This window comes from Oceaniserpentilla sp. 4NH20-0058 (assembly GCF_040371755.1).
Classification (GTDB): Bacteria; Pseudomonadota; Gammaproteobacteria; order Pseudomonadales; family Oceanobacteraceae; genus Bermanella.
The window spans coordinates 138722-157203 of record NZ_BAABWE010000010.1; the positions used below are offsets into that span (position 1 = coordinate 138722).

Annotated in this window: 21 protein-coding genes; 8 read left to right on the forward strand and 13 right to left on the reverse strand. The window is 42.2% G+C overall.

What is annotated here, in order from left to right; translation table 11 throughout:
• Positions 1–2: 2 nt before the first annotated feature.
• The 3 genes from ABWV45_RS13595 to ABWV45_RS13605 form a co-directional block, all read right to left on the reverse strand.
• Positions 3–434 carry an ExbD/TolR family protein gene (locus tag ABWV45_RS13595; RefSeq protein ID WP_353352263.1) on the reverse strand — a complete coding sequence of 144 codons (432 nt, stop codon included), beginning with the start codon at positions 432–434 and terminating at the stop codon, positions 3–5.
• Complete coding sequence (locus ABWV45_RS13600; protein ID WP_353352264.1) at positions 431–1096, reverse strand: MotA/TolQ/ExbB proton channel family protein; 666 nt, start codon at positions 1094–1096, stop codon at positions 431–433. Before ABWV45_RS13600 ends, ABWV45_RS13595 begins: the two co-directional genes overlap by 4 nt.
• A gap of 164 nt (positions 1097–1260) precedes the next feature.
• Positions 1261–1830, reverse strand: a complete 570-nt coding sequence (locus tag ABWV45_RS13605) for a PhnA domain-containing protein (RefSeq protein WP_353352265.1) — start codon at positions 1828–1830, stop codon at positions 1261–1263.
• A gap of 152 nt (positions 1831–1982) precedes the next feature.
• Here ABWV45_RS13605 and ABWV45_RS13610 point away from each other — a divergent pair, with 152 nt between their 5' ends.
• Both ABWV45_RS13610 and ABWV45_RS13615 read left to right on the forward strand, forming a co-directional pair.
• Positions 1983–2654, forward strand: a complete 672-nt coding sequence (locus tag ABWV45_RS13610) for a glutathione S-transferase (protein WP_353352266.1) — start codon at positions 1983–1985, stop codon at positions 2652–2654.
• Positions 2655–2768: 114 nt separating this feature from the next.
• Complete coding sequence (locus ABWV45_RS13615; RefSeq protein WP_353352267.1) at positions 2769–3872, forward strand: phosphoribosylaminoimidazolesuccinocarboxamide synthase; 1104 nt, start codon at positions 2769–2771, stop codon at positions 3870–3872.
• A gap of 170 nt (positions 3873–4042) precedes the next feature.
• On the opposite strand, the gene ABWV45_RS13620 is transcribed toward ABWV45_RS13615, so the two are convergent.
• From ABWV45_RS13620 to ABWV45_RS13650, 7 genes are all read right to left on the reverse strand, one after another.
• Positions 4043–4525, reverse strand: coding sequence for a hypothetical protein (locus ABWV45_RS13620; RefSeq protein ID WP_353352268.1), 483 nt, complete (start codon positions 4523–4525; stop codon positions 4043–4045).
• The gene (locus tag ABWV45_RS13625) at positions 4522–5238 is read right to left on the reverse strand and encodes an OmpA family protein (RefSeq protein WP_353352269.1); all 717 of its coding nucleotides are present in this window, start codon (positions 5236–5238) and stop codon (positions 4522–4524) included. The genes ABWV45_RS13620 and ABWV45_RS13625 overlap by 4 nt, the downstream gene beginning before the upstream one ends.
• 4 nt (positions 5239–5242) lie before the next feature.
• A complete protein-coding gene (locus tag ABWV45_RS13630) occupies positions 5243–6484 on the reverse strand; it encodes a hypothetical protein (protein ID WP_353352270.1) in 1242 nt (413 codons plus the stop codon).
• Positions 6485–6632: 148 nt separating this feature from the next.
• Positions 6633–7082 (reverse strand): hypothetical protein, encoded by a 450-nt coding sequence (locus tag ABWV45_RS13635; RefSeq protein WP_353352271.1) that lies wholly within the window; start codon positions 7080–7082, stop codon positions 6633–6635.
• A gap of 187 nt (positions 7083–7269) precedes the next feature.
• Complete coding sequence (locus tag ABWV45_RS13640; protein ID WP_353352272.1) at positions 7270–8571, reverse strand: sodium ion-translocating decarboxylase subunit beta; 1302 nt, start codon at positions 8569–8571, stop codon at positions 7270–7272.
• Between the two features lie 11 nt (positions 8572–8582).
• Positions 8583–10355 carry a sodium-extruding oxaloacetate decarboxylase subunit alpha gene (gene oadA, locus ABWV45_RS13645; protein WP_353352273.1) on the reverse strand — a complete coding sequence of 591 codons (1773 nt, stop codon included), beginning with the start codon at positions 10353–10355 and terminating at the stop codon, positions 8583–8585.
• A gap of 48 nt (positions 10356–10403) precedes the next feature.
• A complete protein-coding gene (locus ABWV45_RS13650) occupies positions 10404–10643 on the reverse strand; it encodes an OadG family protein (protein WP_353352274.1) in 240 nt (79 codons plus the stop codon).
• Positions 10644–10905: 262 nt separating this feature from the next.
• On the opposite strand from ABWV45_RS13650, the gene ABWV45_RS13655 reads away from it, so the two are divergent.
• A complete protein-coding gene (locus tag ABWV45_RS13655) occupies positions 10906–11865 on the forward strand; it encodes a tRNA dihydrouridine synthase (RefSeq protein WP_353352275.1) in 960 nt (319 codons plus the stop codon).
• 31 nt (positions 11866–11896) lie between these two features.
• A complete protein-coding gene (locus ABWV45_RS13660) occupies positions 11897–12292 on the forward strand; it encodes a hypothetical protein (RefSeq protein ID WP_353352276.1) in 396 nt (131 codons plus the stop codon).
• Positions 12293–12311: 19 nt separating this feature from the next.
• On the opposite strand, the gene ABWV45_RS13665 is transcribed toward ABWV45_RS13660, so the two are convergent.
• The 3 genes from ABWV45_RS13665 to ABWV45_RS13675 are packed head-to-tail and all read right to left on the reverse strand — an operon-like array spanning position 12312 to position 14899.
• Positions 12312–13757: a sensor histidine kinase gene (locus ABWV45_RS13665; RefSeq protein ID WP_353352277.1), complete on the reverse strand. Its 1446-nt coding sequence runs from the start codon at positions 13755–13757 to the stop codon at positions 12312–12314.
• A 14-nt stretch (positions 13758–13771) separates the two neighbouring features.
• Positions 13772–14320 carry a heme NO-binding domain-containing protein gene (locus ABWV45_RS13670; RefSeq protein WP_353352278.1) on the reverse strand — a complete coding sequence of 183 codons (549 nt, stop codon included), beginning with the start codon at positions 14318–14320 and terminating at the stop codon, positions 13772–13774.
• Positions 14321–14341: 21 nt separating this feature from the next.
• The gene (locus ABWV45_RS13675) at positions 14342–14899 is read right to left on the reverse strand and encodes a response regulator (RefSeq protein ID WP_353352279.1); all 558 of its coding nucleotides are present in this window, start codon (positions 14897–14899) and stop codon (positions 14342–14344) included.
• 145 nt (positions 14900–15044) lie between these two features.
• Between ABWV45_RS13675 and nosR the strand changes: the two genes are divergently transcribed.
• From nosR to ABWV45_RS13695, 4 genes are all read left to right on the forward strand, one after another.
• Entirely contained in the window at positions 15045–16319 is a 1275-nt protein-coding gene (nosR, locus tag ABWV45_RS13680; RefSeq protein WP_353352280.1) for a response regulator c-di-GMP phosphodiesterase, NosR family, read from the forward strand.
• Between the two features lie 36 nt (positions 16320–16355).
• Positions 16356–17837 (forward strand): cobyric acid synthase, encoded by a 1482-nt coding sequence (locus ABWV45_RS13685; RefSeq protein ID WP_502914682.1) that lies wholly within the window; start codon positions 16356–16358, stop codon positions 17835–17837.
• Positions 17834–18076 carry a hypothetical protein gene (locus ABWV45_RS13690; protein WP_353352281.1) on the forward strand — a complete coding sequence of 81 codons (243 nt, stop codon included), beginning with the start codon at positions 17834–17836 and terminating at the stop codon, positions 18074–18076. The genes ABWV45_RS13685 and ABWV45_RS13690 overlap by 4 nt, the downstream gene beginning before the upstream one ends.
• Positions 18077–18078: 2 nt before the next feature.
• The coding region (locus ABWV45_RS13695; RefSeq protein ID WP_502914683.1) for a transposase at positions 18079–18482 on the forward strand (404 nt) is incomplete at its 3' end.

Sequence of the window (18482 nt, forward strand, 5' to 3'; positions counted from 1 at the left end):
ACTCACTTAACGGCTGCTTGTGTTTCATTATTAATGACATGCCCAAATTGGACATGCTGGAAGCCCATTATTTTTAATTGCTCGTATTGTTGAATGAGTCTATTAACGGGCACCGCTTCTTCAGCACTGATCACTAATGGCTGCGATTCCTTACCCGTTAATAATGCCCGCCCTATTTGCTCTAAGGTTATGGGTCGCGTGATCACATCGGTTAGTAGTGCTAATTCGTCGTCATACACCAAAACAATCGGTGGTAAGTCTTTTTTTGAATCTGCATGGGTACTGGGCAGATTTAGGTCTAGCATTTGCCATTGGCTAAAACTTGAAGTCAGCATGAAAAACATCAACAAGATAAACACCACGTCAATCAAGGCTGTTAAGCTAATGGGTTTTGCCCGCCTAACATGAGCTGAGAATGCTGGATGATGACTCATGACGCATGAAATTGATTAGCTGTATTTTCGGTATTAGGTGTTTGTGCAAAAAAGGTAAACACTTGTCCAAGCTCATCTTGCAGGGCGAGAGTTTGCTGCTCCGCTCGCCTCTCAAAGGTGCTATGAATCAATGACACAGGTATCGCTACCCCCAAACCAACAGCGGTTGTGAGTAATGCTTGCCAGATGCCACCAGACAAAATGGCAGGGTCCACTTGGGCACCAGCCATTTCCATCGCTTTAAACGCCTCAATCATGCCCAACACAGTGCCAAACAAACCAAGTAGAGGTGCTAATGTGGCAATGACTTCTAAAGGGCGTAGCAGTGCGCGATATCCATTGGCCACTCTGTTAGCCAAGCGCACCACTTCCGCTTGTGTGTCTGCAATGGATAGTTGTCCTTGTTGAAATAAATGCACCGCTTGGGCGATCAATAAACTCCGCGGACAGCGTTGGCCGTGGGCTAACAGCGAGATTTGCTTGAGTTCATTTTGCTGCAAATGTTGAAGCAGTTTTGCAGGCGCACCATTTTTGGATGGCCTTTGCTTCAGCCCTTGGGCCAGCTTAAGCAAAGTCAGCGTGGTGGCTGCCACAGAAAACACAATCAGTATGGCCACAACTGGCCCACCCATTTCTTGTATAAATTCAAACACTGGATTCATAACCGCACACCTAGATCAATTAACGCAGATGTTAATCTAAATGATAATTACTATCAATACATTTACAATACTTTAGCATTAATTTATTTCTAGGCGGGCACAAAAAACCCCATGCTAATAATGCTTTTGAGCATATTCACATGGGGTAGTTAACAATGTTGTAGTTAAGCTTTCTTACAATATTCCGCAATGATCACAATGTGAGAGCCATTCACTTTGCCCTCTATGTGCTTAGGATTACTGGTAAGGGAAATGTTTTTAACCAAGGTACCTTGCTTAGCAGTGAAGTTCGCCCCTTTTACCACCAAGTCTTTCACTAGTGTGATGTTATCACCCGCTTTCAAGATGGCTTTGTTAACATCAAATGTAGGTTCGGCGTCTTCGTCAGGCAAACCAAGTTTGGCCCATTTTTCCACTTCTGGGTCTAAATACAGCATATCAAGGCTGTCTTGTGCCCATGTCTCACCTTTGCTTATCAAGGCAAACAACTGACGATAAGCCATTACTTGCACCGGCGCTTCTTGGCTCCACATGCTGTCATTCAAACAACGCCAGTGATTCACATCGATAAAGGATGGGTCCTCAATTTGAGAACGACAAGCCTTACAAAGCACCACGCTTTTATCTAAAGAGCCATCAGAGGGTTCAACCGCAAATGGTGCTAATTGTTCCGTTGCACCGCATAGCTCACATTTATTATCACTGCGTTGCAGTAAGGCTTGTTCAACACTCATGGGAAAAATACCTAATGGACTTACTTTTCGGGCGGGTATTATGCCAGAAACAGCCATATAAATCTTGATTGTTACGCCGAACACCGCAACTATAAGTAATCTGATGCTTGCAACAACACGTATGCTCAACACGACAATAAAAAGAGACCATTATGATCACGCTACATCACCTTAATAACTCACGCTCACAGCGAATTATCTGGCTATTAGAAGAAATCGGTATTGACTATAAAATTGAATTTTACGAGCGCCATCCTGTTACAATTCGGGCACCTCAAGCCTTAAAGGACGTGCACCCATTAGGTAAAAGTCCTGTTATTAGCGATGACCAAACCGGCATCACATTGGCAGAAAGTGGGGCCATCATCGAATATCTAGTACACAACTACGCGCCTCAGTTAAAACCGAACAGTGACTCCCCAATGTATTGGCAATACCAATATTGGATGCATTTCAGTGAAGGCTCACTGATGCCACCCATGCTGATTAGCTTGGTATTTACCCAATTACAAAAAGCCCCCATGCCGTTTTTTATCAAGCCTGTGGCCAAAATGCTTTCCGAAAAAACCATGGCTAACTTTGTCAGCCCCAATATTAAAGCTTTACTTGGTTTCATCGAAAACCATCTAAGCCAAAACACTTGGTTTTGTGGTAATGAACTTAGTGGCGCTGACTTTCAAATGAGCTTCCCATTAGAAGCAGCCGTGGCCCGTGGCATCATTAACGAAAGCCTGCCTCATACCCTTAAATATGTAAAAACTTTCCAAGCCCGAAAAGCGTATCAAGCAGGCTTAGAAAAAGGCGGCGAATACGACTACGCCTAGGCTTCATAAACAAACACCCTTTGAGCTAATATCATAGGGTGTTTAAGTATATTCAATACCCATCCCCGCTCGCCTTTGCTAAAATTCCGCCATATTTATTGATGAGTGGCTATCATGACACAGGCTCAAAACGTACTAGCAGTTAACAACGACCTTCCCATTCGAACAGATAAACCTGTTCACAGTGGTAAAGTACGCAGTGTTTACTGGTTAACCGAAGCCGATAGCAAGCGCCTAATTCAAGAAAAAGGCTATGATGTGGCTCCTGATGCGCCTCTAGCCATTATGGTTATCAGTGATCGCATCAGTGCATTTGATTGTATTTGGCATGGTGAAGGTGGCTTACAAGGCATTCCCGGTAAAGGTGCTGCTCTCAATGCTATTTCTAACCACTGGTTTCAATTATTCAAAGACCATGGTTTGGCCGACAGCCACATTTTAGATATACCCCACCCATTTGTATGGATTGTTCAAAAAGCACGCCCTGTAATGATCGAAGCCATTTGCCGCTCGTATATTACTGGCTCCATGTGGCGTGCTTATAGCAAAGGCGAACGTGACTTCTGCGGTATTCAACTGCCCGAAGGTTTACAAAAAGACCAACAATTACCTGAGCTGTTAATGACCCCAAGCACCAAGGGCATTTTAAAAGGCATTCCAGGCGTGCCAGAACAAGACGACGTAAACGTCAGCCGTGACGACATTCGCAACAACTTTGCAGCCTTCAACCTGAAAAGTGAAAGCGATATTGCGCAATATGAAAAACTATTAACCGAAGGCTTCAATGTCATCAGCCAAGCACTGGCCGACATTGATCAAATTTTTGTAGACACCAAATTTGAGTTTGGTTACGTGACCGATGCAGCTGGCAACGAAAAACTCATCTACATGGATGAAGTAGGCACACCGGACAGTTCACGTATTTGGGATGGCCCACAATACCGCGAAGGCAAAGTAGTGGAAAACTCTAAAGAAGGCTTCCGTCAGTTATTGTTAAACCACTTCCCTGACCCAGACATTTTATTAAATAAAGACCGCATGGATGAGCGCGAAGCACTGGCCCGTGATAATGCATTGCCTGCTGAAGTGTTTGAGCAAGTAAGCAATACCTATGTGGGCATTGCCGAGAAAATCATTGGCAAGCCGCTCACGTTATCTGAAAATCCAAAACAAGAAATTATTGATATTCTGCGTGATGAATATCAGTTGATTGATTAATACCTTAAAAGGATTTGGGGGAAATCATGACCCTTAAAAGGTTTAGCTTTATGGTAGGTGTCGATTGTTTCAGCAACAAATAACAACGAACCACTTATCAAATATTTATCGGGGCCGTTGCTTACGGCCCCGAATCTATTCCTAACTTGTTTAGCGTAATAAGCTAAGCATCACTCAACCCTAAATTCAGGGTTTAAGTCTGTAAAATAACGACCTAAATGAAAGCCCTTTAAAACCCCTTCATTGTATTGCTGATGACGCTGACGATAAGCGTCGTAACCTTGATACTTCATTGCATGCAGACAATATTCGCATGGTGGCTGCTGAGTTAATAACTGCTGCTTAGTGGTTACTTGAATATCATTAAGTTGCCCTTGAAAAATCGATTTTTTTATTTCATCGCAATATGCAAAGTGAAGCGTGTCTTGGAATAAAGCCACCACTGGACTATTTTTAAAATACAAGCTTTGATCCACCCCTGGGTGTAAGGCACTGCCATTCACGCTTAGCCAATCTTTGGCAAGACTTTGTCTGTCTTGCCAACTTAAATGCTTCAGTGGGTTAAATAATTCAAACGTGCCCAGATGTTCAGCCCCCATGTTGGCACGTAATTGGTTTAACACATCATCTTCATTAAAATCGAGTAATTTCATGGTAGGATATCTTCCAATATTGTGGCTATTTTGCCTTCGGCATCCGTTCGTACTTTAAATTCCACTCGACGCGAGCGCTCCCCGTTTTCTTCACCTAATTCATTAACCACCACTTTTGCAGAGGATAATCCATTGGCGGTTAAATAAGTTTTAAGCCATTGTTTTTCATTATTAACCGCTGATAAGTTTAGCAAATAAGCTAAAGTACTTCGGGTACGGGCTTGTGATAAAGCCATGTTATAAATATAGGCATCATCATCACTAATAGCTCCCATCCATGCACTGGAGGTGTGACCCTCTATGCGCACCTCTAAAATATCGTCTCGATATTTATCAGCCGTTATAATCTTTAAATAACGAGGAAAAAAATCCGCTAAGATAATTTTAAATTCAGGATTTAAATCCGACTCTCCTTGCGCAAAGAGCAACTCTGTTTTATTAAACCGAAAAGTAAGGTCGTTTTGTAGCTCTGCTCCCCATTGCGCTAAATCCGGTTCAAATTCTGTCAGTAAATCTTGATACAGTTGCGTGCGTAAATGGTCATATAGGATTGCAACATCGGTTATTTTTTTACGCTGTTTTTCTACATTAACCATAAACACAATAGAGATCAGTAAAAACACCATCATCAGGCCAGCCATCAAGTCACTCACTGCCACCCAATGACCTTCTTGTTCTCGTATGCCTCCTAATTTCTCTTCATCGCTTAACATGTCATTAACCCTTGTTTTGAGCTATTTGAACAATTTCTTTTAAACGATCAGTAAGAGGCCCGTAATCTTGAACAAACTTTTCACTTAAAGCACCAAGTTGCTGCCCCATTGTTTTAAGCGATTTATTCAACTCCTGTTCTAAGGCTGCATCCAGTTTTGCCAGTTTTTTATCACTTTGTGTCATGCTTTGAATAATTTGCTGATCAAGCTTATCAAAGGCTTGTGAATAGGCTTGCTGTAATTCATTGCCCAGTTTGTCTGTGGTGGTGGTCATACTTTGGGTTGTATTAACAAGCATGGCCTCCATACGTTGATTATATTGCTCTAAGGTGGTTGCCAAACCCGATGTCAAAAATGTAATTCGCTCTTCTAATTGAGGTAAGCCTTGCCCTGCTGCATTAACGAGCTGTGCCAAACCTGAGAGATGCTTATCTAACACATCCCGCTGTGTATTCATTCCCTGCAGCATACTGCCTAAACTTTCACTGATTCCATTAAAGGATTCTGCATGGTTCACCATGCTTTCAAATGCATTACTGGCATTCATCATGGACGCACCAATGCGCTGTTGATTATCAGCCAGCTCAATAAGTTGCTGTTTATATTCTTTTTGCCATTGCAACATACTGCCAACGCTTTCATTTAAACGCTTAAAGTTTTCACCGTATTGCTCATCAATCTTGGTATTAAAGTCACGCATCACCACTGCCAACGCTTCAATCAACGCTTGAGTATTCGCCTCTACCATTTTTTCTTGGTAATGCTGCATGGCTGAGATCAAATCTTCATTTTGTCGTTTCTGCTCTATCCGCATTAGCGCAATTTGCTGGAATGCAGTCTCTTGAGTGCTATCGCTCAGGGATTTTAATATGGATTGAAGTGATTCATTTAAGTCATCAATACTGGCCGTTCGCTGGTGGTGTTCTTCACCATGAGTTGCATCCATCACCGCTCTAAACTTAATGCTCAGGGCCCCTAATAAACCCGCTATAGAAGACCAAAACGCCGTTTTCAAACCTGACAACAACTGGGGGACGCTATCTTGTAATGCGGAGGTATCAAAGCTGTTCAAACCTAAAGCGACACCTAGAAATGTGCCAAAGATGCCAATACTGGTGAGTATGGTTGGGGCGGACTCAGCGGTGCGAGAACTGTAGCGAAAAAACTGGAAATAGAGGGTTAATACTACTATTAGACCAATCAGCACCAGCGTCCACGGGGAGAAATCTGCATTCATCAGGGACATAACCATCTATCCATAGAGGTAAGCAGGTCACAACGAAAGGCCCATTTACAGTCATTCTTAAATTTATCTAATCTACCTACAGATTAGACGACACTAGATGGTTACGCTGCTAACTCGGAAAATGGGGCGTTTTATGACTATTCAGCGATTAACTGACATTCCTTATTCCCCAGTTGTAGCTTAAGGACTTATTTTCAGTGAGCCAATTTAAAGCTTCTGGTATTTGGTTAAAGGTTCGCCCTTCAATATGCATTTCCTTTAAGGTACTGATCATAGCAGACCTAGCCGGATTGGCTGGACGTTGACTAATAATGGCAAAGCGTTGCAACTGAGTTTGGCTTAATCCTTCAAAAATGCTTTTTTGTGATTCGCCAGAAAAGTTTAAATAGCTCCCTTCTAAGGCTGTGACATCACTCAACCAGTTTTTAATATCTAACTCCTTTACTTGCTCAGAACAGAAACCATGGACCTGCGTGACTTGACCAACATGGCTTATCTCTCCAAACCAGATACACATCAGCAAACTCAATTCAGTATCAATACTAATACTGGCAAAAACGCGATTTTCGTCATCTGTAAATTGTTTAATGGTGCGCATATTGATCACTTTTTATTGTTTAAGTATTAATCAAGTTTGGCAGAGTTTAGATAATTGAACGTAAATTTTCGAGAACAATTGGTTATTGTTTGTGCTCTTTTTGCAACAATAGCTTATCTATAGATCAAAAAAAAACCCTGTTATGTAAATAACAGGGTTTTTTGTGACTTAGTTCACTTAAGCTAGATTAACCAAAGTAAGACAGCATCACACCGGCTGCAACGGCAGAACCGATTACACCCGCTACGTTTGGACCCATGGCATGCATCAATAGGAAGTTTTGAGGGTTTGCCTCTAAACCAACTTTATTCGATACACGTGCCGCCATTGGTACAGCCGATACACCAGCCGAACCAATTAGAGGGTTAATAGGCGTTTTAACGAATAGATTCATTAATTTCGCCATTAACACACCCGCTGCTGTACCCACACAGAAAGCTACTAAGCCCAATACAATGATGGCAATGGTTTCCCAGTTAAGGAATGCATCAGAACTCATTTTGTAACCAACCGATAGACCTAAGAAAATAGTCACCACGTTGATCAACGCGTTTTGTGCTGTATCGCTTAAACGCTCAACCACGCCAGACTCTTTCATTAAATTACCAAAGCAGAACATACCCAGTAGAGGTGCTGCTGAAGGTAAAATAAATGCTACAAGAATCAATACAGCAACTGGGAACAAAATTTTCTCAAGCTTAGTAACCGTACGAAGCTGTTCCATCTTAATTTGACGTTCCGCTTCTGAGGTTAGGGCTTTCATAATTGGCGGCTGAATCATAGGAACCAGTGCCATATATGAATATGCTGCTACCGCAATCGCACCCAATAACTCAGGAGCCAACTTAGAGGCAATAAAGATAGAGGTAGGGCCATCAGCACCACCAATGATACCAATCGCCGCTGCCTGCATGGCAGAGAAGTCCATGATACCGAAGTACGTCAAAGTAACAGCGCCAATAACCGTACCAAAGATACCGAACTGAGCTGCCGCACCTAATAGCAAGGTTTTAGGGTTTGCCAATAAAGGACCAAAGTCCGTCATCGCACCCACACCCATGAAAATTAACAATGGTGCAACACCACTGGCAATGGTCATTGAGTAAAAGGTATACAACATACCATTATCAAAGCCCAAGCTTCCGCCCAGTGCCACCGCTTGCTTGTATACAAGGGTATCAGCGTGATGATAAGCGTCTAATAAAGCCGCTATATCCGCATTTGCCGCTAAGCCTAATAAAGTACGGAATTGATCCAGTACTTCAGGTGAACCAATTCGGATAGCTTGCTCCGCTGCCGACCAACCAAGGCCCGCACCTGGAATGTTTACCATTAGCGTACCCACTGCAATTGGAAGCAGTAGCAAAGGCTCAAATCCTTTTTTAATGGCTAAATACAGCATTAAAAAAGCAACGATCATCATGGCAGCCTGACCGGGTTCTATTTGATAGATACCCGTGTCATGCCAAAAGTTAAGTAAAGTTTCCATCGACAATCCCCTTACGCGATAGTTAGCAGAGTGTCGCCAACGGCAACAGAGTCGCCTTCTTTAACACTGATGCTACCGACCGTACCAGATTTAGCAGCACGTACTTCGGTTTCCATCTTCATGGCTTCAAGGATAATGATAAGATCACCCTCTTCAACGTGATCACCAACATTCACTTCTACTTTCCAAATGTTACCAGCAAGAGGAGCAGGAACAGGTTCGCCGCCGCCAGCAGCAGGCGCTGCACCACCAGCAGGAGCCGCAGCACCGCCTAGGCTTGTTGGTGCGCCATTTAGAGCACCTAGTTGAGTTACATCACCGCCTTCGTTCACTTTAACAACGTATTCGTTGCCATCAACAGAGATGGTGTAAGTGTCTTCAGCGTCGCCTTTAGGAGCTGGCTCAAACGCGTCAGGGTTACCACGGTTTTCTAGGAACTTAGGCGCGATTTGAGGGAACAATGCGTAAGTTAGCGCATCATCAATTTTGTCAGCGGCAAGTTTGAAGCCTTTATCGGCTGCAAGCGCGTCAACATCTGCAATTAGCTTGTCTAGTTCGTTCTCTAGAAGATCAGCTGGGCGACACGTGATCACTTCAGCACCATCAAGCACACGTGCTTGTAGTTCAGCGTTCATAGGAGCAGGTGCTGCACCGTATTCACCTTTAAGGATGCCTTGAGTCTCTTTAGAGATAGACTTGTAACGCTCGCCCGTTAATACGTTTAGTACCGCTTGAGTACCCACGATTTGAGAAGTCGGTGTTACTAATGGAATGTGACCAAGATCTTCACGTACACGTGGAATCTCTTGTAGTACTTCATCGAACTTATTAGAAGCACCTTGCTCACGTAGTTGGTTTTCCATGTTCGTTAACATGCCACCAGGTACTTGAGCGACAAGGATGCGAGAATCGGTACCGCGTAGTGCGCCTTCGAATTTCGCGTATTTTTTACGAACATTACGGAAATAAGCCGCTATTTCTTCAAGAAGAAGAAGGTCGATACCGGTATCACGATCAGTACCTTGCATAGCTGCTACCACAGTTTCAGTAGCAGAGTGACCGTAAGTACCTGACATAGAGGAGATCGCCGTATCAACACGGTCAATACCCGCTTCGATGGCTTTCAATATAGCCATGTCAGACATACCCGCCGTGGCGTGGCAGTGAAGCTGAACTTCAAGATCCGTTTCTTTCTTAAGACGAGAAACCAGCTCAAACGCTTCATAAGGATTAATGATACCCGCCATATCTTTAATGGCGATAGAGTCAGCACCCAAGTCTTCAATTTGCTTAGCAAGACCTAACCAAGCTTCTAAATTGTGTACAGGAGACGTGGTGTAAGACAGAGTACCTTGAGCGTGCTTACCGTTTGCTTTAACTGCCTTAATAGCAGTTTCAAGATTGCGTGGATCGTTCATGGCATCAAAAACACGGAACACATCAACGCCGTTAGTAGCAGCACGTTCTACGAATTTATTAACAACGTCATCAGCATAATGACGATAACCTAATAGGTTTTGACCACGCAAAAGCATTTGTTGCTTTGTATTTGGCATGGCTTTTTTAAACGCACGGATACGATCCCAAGGATCTTCACCCAAATAGCGAATGCAGGAATCAAATGTGGCGCCGCCCCATGATTCTAAAGACCAGAAACCCACTTGATCTAATTTTTCTGCGATTGGCAGCATGTCGTCAAGGCGCATGCGCGTAGCAAATAGAGATTGATGAGCGTCGCGTAATACGACGTCCGTTATGCCTAATGGTTTTTTAGTATCGGTCATTTGTAATGGCCTATGTAAATTATTGTTCGTTATTTAAAGCCCGTTTGCTCACTTTTGGCGAGAACGGTGCTCTTTTACAGCAGCAGCTAACACTTTTAATAGCTGCGAATCGACGCCCTGTGCTGGAGCTTTTTTAGCTTTCGCTGGAACCGGTGCGGCTTCAGGAAAATACTTCACTACCAGTTTAGACATAATGGTTGTGGCAAAAATAAGCAGTATCAAGAAAACAAATACTGTACCCATGCCAAACGCCATTAGGCCTAGGCCGTCAGCTACGATCGGGGACATATCATCCACTCCTCATTAGTACTGATCGGATCTGCTCACGCAGAGAGTTTAATAACAACTCATAAAAACTTGGATTATTTTTAATTAGTCTTTATTAATAGCATTTTGCCCAAATTTTAATCAAGCCAGACAAAATATCGCGCTAATGTACTTCAAATCAGGGTTTTAGGCAAATTTTGTGCACCACATAAGCACTTGATTTGTCGCATAAAAGAAAGGGAATTCTGGTAGAATAGCCGTCCATTTTTTGAACAACAGACACATGAAATTAGCACTGGCCCCCATGGAGGGCTTGGTAGACGTACATATGCGCAACCTACTCACTCGTGATGGCGCATTTGATTACTGCGTTACCGAGTTTTTACGCATTACCAATCAATTATTACCTGAACGAGTTTTCACCAGAATTTGCCCAGAAGCTCTAAACAACTGGCAAACCCCTTCTGGCACCCCTGTGCATTTGCAATTACTTGGTAGTGTTCCTCAAGTCATGGCAGAAAACGCCTGTCGAGGCATTGAGCTTGGCGCACCAGTCATTGATGTTAATTTTGGCTGTCCATCTAAGTTTGTTTGCAACAGTTCAGGGGGTTCCATATTACTAAGAAACCCTGACAACTTATTTAACGTACTCTCAGCCATGCGCGCCGCCATGCCAGCACACATACCTCTTACGGCCAAAATGCGCTTAGGCTATGAGGATAAATCACTGGCGTTAGAAAATGCACAAGCCGTACAGGACGCCGGTGCAAATATGCTGTGCATTCATGCACGCACTAAAGTTGAGGGCTACAAACCCCCTGCTCACTGGGAGTGGATTGCAAAGATCAAACAGCAGGTAAGCATCCCCATCATGGCCAACGGTGAAATCTGGACGGTAGAGGATTACATTAAATGCAAGCAAGTCAGTGGCTGTGATCAAATTATGCTAGGACGTGGTGCCATAGCCACTCCAGATTTAGCTCTACAAATTAAACATGAACGCAATAAAGTCCACTACACAGCGGAAACGTGGCAAGACCTTTTAAAACATTTGATATGGATGTTGGATGCAACAGTTGCAGGGGGGAACACAAAATTTGCCGGTGATCGCATTAAACAGTGGCTAACGTTTTTGAAAATACAACATAAAGAGGCCCAATCCTTTTTTAATACCGCCAAGCGAGTTAAGCATCATCAAAATATGCGAGAGTTATTGGTTCAAGAAATGTGTACTACTATTTAAAGAGAGAAATTAGAACTTTGTAGGTTTTGACATGTTCGAGTCTCATGGCAAGTATGATATTGGTATAGAAAACAACCTCATTACACTCACCGTTAAAGGTTCTTGGAATATTGAACTGGCTAATGCTTTTTTTATGCATTTCAAAAGCTTCATGGAAAAAGCTTCTAATAACTTTAAACCACCTTTTAATATTCTAGTGATATCCGAAGATAACTGGCTTGCAACACCAGAATGTATAGAGAAATTACTTGAAATCCCAGTGATAGGTCGCTCTCATGGCATAAAAAACGAGGCCTTTGTTTTAGAAACCAAACTGGCCGAAAGTATTTTAAAAAACACGCTATTAGCTCCAGTGGACCTTCCTGCAAACTACCAATTCTTTACTAATCTAGAAGATGCCCACAACTGGATTAAAAGCCTCTCCTGATAACCCATTAACCACGCCACTAACATGGCAATTCAATGGTAAATGTAGTGCCTTCGCCCTCTCTTGAATCCACCTTAATACTGCCACCGTGGCTTTCTATGATGCCATAAGAAATAGATAGTCCAAGGCCTGTGCCTTCACTCACTCCTTTAGTGGTAAAAAAAGGATCGAATATTTTCTCTATCACAGAGGATGGCATACCTTTAGCTGTATCCCGAATAACCAACCTAATGGTTTTCGCTTGTTTTTCAGTTGAGATATAAATATCACCTTCTTCTTCCATAGCCTGTGAAGCGTTGACCAGCATATTCATCACCACCTGACCAATTTGACCTTCGTGGCCTTTTATTAAAGGCAAGTCTTCATCAAATTGCTTATGCAGTGTCACTTTGTATTTCAGCTCGTTCCATACCACTTTAATGATATTATCAATGCACAAATTCAAATTAAACTCAGTAGACTCCTCTTCATCACTGCGCGCAAACGATTTTAAGTTTGAGACAATTTCTTTAACACGGCGCAACCCTTCATCGCAGTCGTTCATGATATTTCCAATATCACCAAAAATAAAATTTAAGTCCTGCTCTTCGTCAATTGCTTTCATTTTCTGAGCTTGCTCCGAATCCAAAGACGCTACAAGCTGACATGAAAGTGAAAAATAATCCGACATAACATCTGTATATTCACGCAACGTTCCTAAATTACTCATCACAAATCCAATTGGATTATTAATTTCATGGGCTACACCAGCGGCTAACTGACCAAGAGAAGCCATCTTTTCTGATTGCACTAACTGAGCCTGAGCTTGTTTTAATTTATCGTGACTAGATTTAATTTCACTAAAGCTCTCTTCAAGTTTTTTGTTATTCGCATTACGCTCTAACATACCGCTAATTTGATATCCGGCCACTTGGCACTGATCAATCACATTAGACTTAAACTCTGTTTCACTGGATAGATACAACTCACAAACAGTGGTCACTTTACCAAAAGACTTAATTGGCAACAGTACCACCCTATCAACCCCATGCTGCTGACAAATATCTAATAAATCTGGCTGATTTAAATCTCGTATTTTTAACGTGGTGCGATCATGATCATTATAAATTGATTTGTGCGCCTCAGAATGCAGCGGGACCAACCTTTCATTCAAGCCGATAGGGTTAGATAGTTTTATTTTACCGCCCTTAATAAAACTATAACGTGAAAAACGAGCATCTAAGAATTGCATACTCTCTTGTGTATATTTCTGCACAACTTGAGTCAAAGACTCATCAGATTGAGTCAGCCTAGCAACTGCCAAAAGATAATCTGATTCCTTTTTTTGTTGCATTAAATCGTTAAATTGATGCTGAATCATATCAATACTGGATTGTACCTCACGGGTTTTCTCATCCAGTAATTTTTCAGCAGCAAATCGAGCTTTTTTTTCACGCTCGTAGGCAGATTGATAAGCATCACTCATATTAAACTCCTACATTAAACCGTTGAAAATTTAACGTTCCAGTGGCATTTTTCGGCGCCGTCATGCATGCATGAAGTATGTTTCATGTTTATATTTTGACCATAAAACTTTGCAGCTCCCTGCAATAAGCCCTCAGCGACTACACATAACTTTCGTTTACTGTAGTAAATTAATTCTCCTTGGCTTTCTGTCTGAGCCGTATATTGAAAGAATGGTGTATAGGCATCGGGATGAATGCGCTTTACATCTTTATGCACAACATCCTCTAAGTTCTTAAGTAATTCTTGCGTATTCGAATAACTTGATATTTCAACAGGGCCTTTTTCTATTAGATAACCAAATAGAAATTCCCCAAACATTTTTAGCCCATCCTCTAACGATACTCCCAACTGCTGACACAACTCTGTTGCCAAACTCACAATTTCATTGTCATCATAACTTCCCCCTGAGGTGTATACGCCCTGACTAGCCACCTTGGAGTTTTCTATCACCCTATTCCATGTTTCCATATCCGTATTTGTTAATACAAATTCTTCTAACGCATTAAATATAATACCTTGCATGGCGATACCTCACTGGCTGAGTTAATGACTCAATTTATCAATCAATTGTTTTAGGGTTTCATTTTCAAATGGTTTTTCTAGTACCGCATCAGCGCCTTGTTCAAGTGCTTTATTTAACTCATGTTTACCTTGTGCACTGATCACAATAATTTTTAGCCCATGCTGCTTAAATTTTTCACGAGATACCGCTAATACATTGAAGCCATCCATATAAGGCATTTTTAAATCTAATGTCATGATACTGGGCTCAAATGATGCCAATAACATACCCGCTTCAAAGCCATCGTGGGCTTGTTCTACTTGCCACCCTAGACGTTTAAAAATCCGTGCAATAGCCGATGCCATTGCAATATCATCATCTACCACCAATACCTTTTGCTTTGTTTCCTGTAATTCTGCCGGAACAGGGATATTGTTCTTAGCCATAAATGCTAACAATGCACTGTGCTGCACCCTGTGATCACCCCGACCGGGTAGCTTATAACCCTTTAGTTCACCCCGCTCAATCCAACGGATCACCGTACGAAAGTTCACCCCTGTGAACCTTGCTACCTCTCCGGTTGTATATACATCTTCCATCACAACCTCGTAGAAGTGATCATTTAATAATCAATTTAGATGTTTTTTAGTATAATTAATAGTCAATCATTATACTTTTTTAATCTTAGACAGCTTAGACAGGTTGAAATATAGTCAATATATCCGTGAATTAAGGGGTGACCCTATGACTGACACAGCTAAAATTCTATTTGTAGACGACGAACCACAAATGCTGACCGCACTTAGCCGTGTATTTAGGGGGAAACAGTTTGATGTTCATACCGCCAATTCAGGCCAAGAAGCGCTGGCCATCTTAGAAAATAGCCAATTTGATGTGATTGTGTCTGATATGCGCATGCCAGAAATGGACGGCGCCACATTTTTATCCCATTCAATAAAACTGAACCCACAAAGTCGAAGAATCCTTTTAACTGGCTATAGCGACCAAGAAAGTACCATTCGCGCGATTAATGATGGCCAAGTTCACCAATATTTAAGCAAACCGTGGGACAACCAATCACTTAGAGAAACCGTAGAAGCTGAAATTATCGAAAAGCAACGTATTGAAGCCGAAACGCCAGATCAGGCAGAGCATCAAGCCCTGCAAAATCAAGTGATAAGTGTATCCAACGAGTTGAAACACGCCACGGTGTTAGCGGACATGGCAAAAGGGGAATTGCTCAATCAATATAACACCACCATCAAAGTTATGAGCAATTTGATTCACATGCGTGTGCCTACTCCAAAAGACATGAATAAGGATGTGGTCAGTCACTGTGTTGCATTGGCCAAATTAATTAAGCTAGACAGTAAAATCATTACTGAAATTCGTAATGCAGCCAGACTATACCAATTAGGTAAAATTAATTTTCCTGAAACGTTATTAAATCAACCCCTACAAGACATGACCAAAGACATGTTAGCGCAATATCAACAGCACCCTTTACAAGGTGCCGATTTATTAACACCCCTGACCAGTATGGATTTCACTGCAAAGTTAATACGTCACCAAAACGAAAATTATAATGGCTCGGGCTTACCAGAAAAATTAAGCAAGAATAAAATTCCTTTAGGCTCACGTATATTACGAATCGTCATTGATTATCAGCAAATGATACATGGAATATACCTAAAGGATGTATTAAGTCATAACGACGCTCTTGAGTTACTGGAAAAAAGCAGTGGAACTAAATACGACCCAGAGTTAGTTAAATTATACAAAAAATTAATATTAGAAATCAGTAAACATAAAACAACTGAAAGCGACAAACTGATTCCGATTGATGAAATCCAACCGGGCGATAAGGTAAACCGAGATGTCTTCAGCCCAGACGGAATCCTGCTCATTGCAAAAGGCATGGATATGACCCCAACATTAATTAACAAGCTCACACTCATTGAGGCTCGCTACAAAAAAACTTTAAATATATTTATTAAAACTCTCGAACCAGCAGATTAATGACGTATCATTAAGCTTTTTAATCACTGGTTTAACGTGACACACTTTCAATCTAATACCACCCTCATGGTGCAAGGCACCACCAGTGACGCAGGCAAAAGTATTTTAGTGGCTGCCATTTGTCGAATACTTGCCAACCACGGTTACAAAGTCGCCCCGTTCAAACCACAAAACATGGCACTGAACAGCGCTGTCACCGCCGATGGTGGTGAAATCGGCCGTGCTCAGGCGGTACAAGCCATGGCCTGTGGCATAAAACCCACCACGGATATGAACCCCGTTTTACTCAAACCCAACTCCGATACCGGCGCGCAAGTGATTGTTCATGGTAAAGCCGTGGCCAACATGGACGCCATGTACTACCACAACCACAAACCTGAATTATTAAACGCGGTTTTAAAGTCCCATCAGCGTTTAGTCAAAGAATATAATTTTGTCATCGTCGAAGGGGCCGGCAGCCCAGCAGAAATTAACCTAAGAGATCGCGACATAGCCAACATGGGATTTGCCGAAGCCGCCGATTGTCCCGTTATCATTGTGGCCGACATTGATCGTGGTGGTGTGTTTGCCCACTTAACGGGTACATTGGATTGTTTAAGCGAATCAGAACAAAAACGCGTTAAAGGATTTGTCATCAATCGCTTTCGCGGTGACATTGCGTTATTAAAACCGGGCCTAGATTGGCTTGAAGAAAAAACCGGCAAACCTGTATTAGGGGTAATACCCTATATTGAGAATTTACATGTAGAAGCCGAAGACGCTATTCACATCAAGCAGCAAACCGACCATGAAAACAACCTACATGTGGTCGTACCTGTATTAACGCGTATTAGTAACCACACCGACTTTGATGCCCTCGCCCTGCACCCTAATGTGAATTTAGAATTCATAAAAGATGCCAAGCGATTCAAAGGGGCCGACTTAATCATACTGCCGGGTACAAAAAACGTCCGCCAAGATTATCAGTGGCTTAAACAAAGCGGCTGGACTAAACACATTGAAAAACACTTAAGGTACGGTGGAAAATTGATGGGCATTTGCGGTGGATTACAAATGCTTGGCCACGCCATACATGACCCAGACGGCATAGAAGGCACAGCAGGCAGCACCCAAACCTTTGGCTATTTAGACTTTGAAACCACACTTGATAAACAAAAATCCCTGCTCAATGTGAAAGGTAAATTTTATGATTCACAACAAAAAAGCATACATGTTAAAGGCTATGAAATTCACGCAGGCATCAGCCAAGGGCCAGACTTTGACAAAGGCATCATAAATTTAGGTGACCACAACGACGGCATATTCAATGCAGAGCAATCCATTTTTGCCAGCTACCTTCACGGCATTTTTGACGAACCAACCATGCTCGATTTTTTATTAAAATGGGCAGGACTAGAACAAGCAGAAGGGTTCGATTATGCGCAACACCAAAACCAAGAGCTGAATCGCCTCGCGCAAGAAGTTGAAAAAGCCATTCCACTATCGGAATGGCTCGACGCACTGGGTGAAACCCCATGACACTGGAACCTGAACAGAACTTTAAAAATTTAGTGGTAAGCCCAACGGTTCTGGATAAAACAGTTACACTACTTAAACGAAAACGACGGCCAGCGTTTAAAAACTGCGAAAGCAATTATCCAGACACCCATGATAAGAAATTATGCCTAGTTCGTATAGGCCAATATTTGATCATTCATACAAACTTCGTATTCACAATCATCAACGGCTCCATCATATTTAAAATATCGGAGGATTGAATATGCCAAAACCAAGGAAGGAACAAGTGAGCCTTGAGGCTACGCCTTATTATCACTGCGTATCTCGCTGTGTACGTAAAGCATTTTTATGTGGTTATGACAGCCATGATGAAGTGAGCTACGAACACAGGCGAGCTTGGCTTGAAAATGAGTTATTAAACCAATCTCAAGTCTTTGCCATTGATATTGCAGCCTACGCCATCATGTCCAATCACTATCACGTGGTGTTACACGTCAATCAAAAGCAAGCTAATAACTGGGATATTGATGAGGTTATTGATCGCTGGCATAAGCTGTACAAAGGCAATGCCCTCAGTCAACGTTATTTAAGTGACCCTAATTTTTCAAAAGGGAATTTTCCAGACACCCATGATAAGAAATTATGCCTAGTTCGTATAGGCCGATA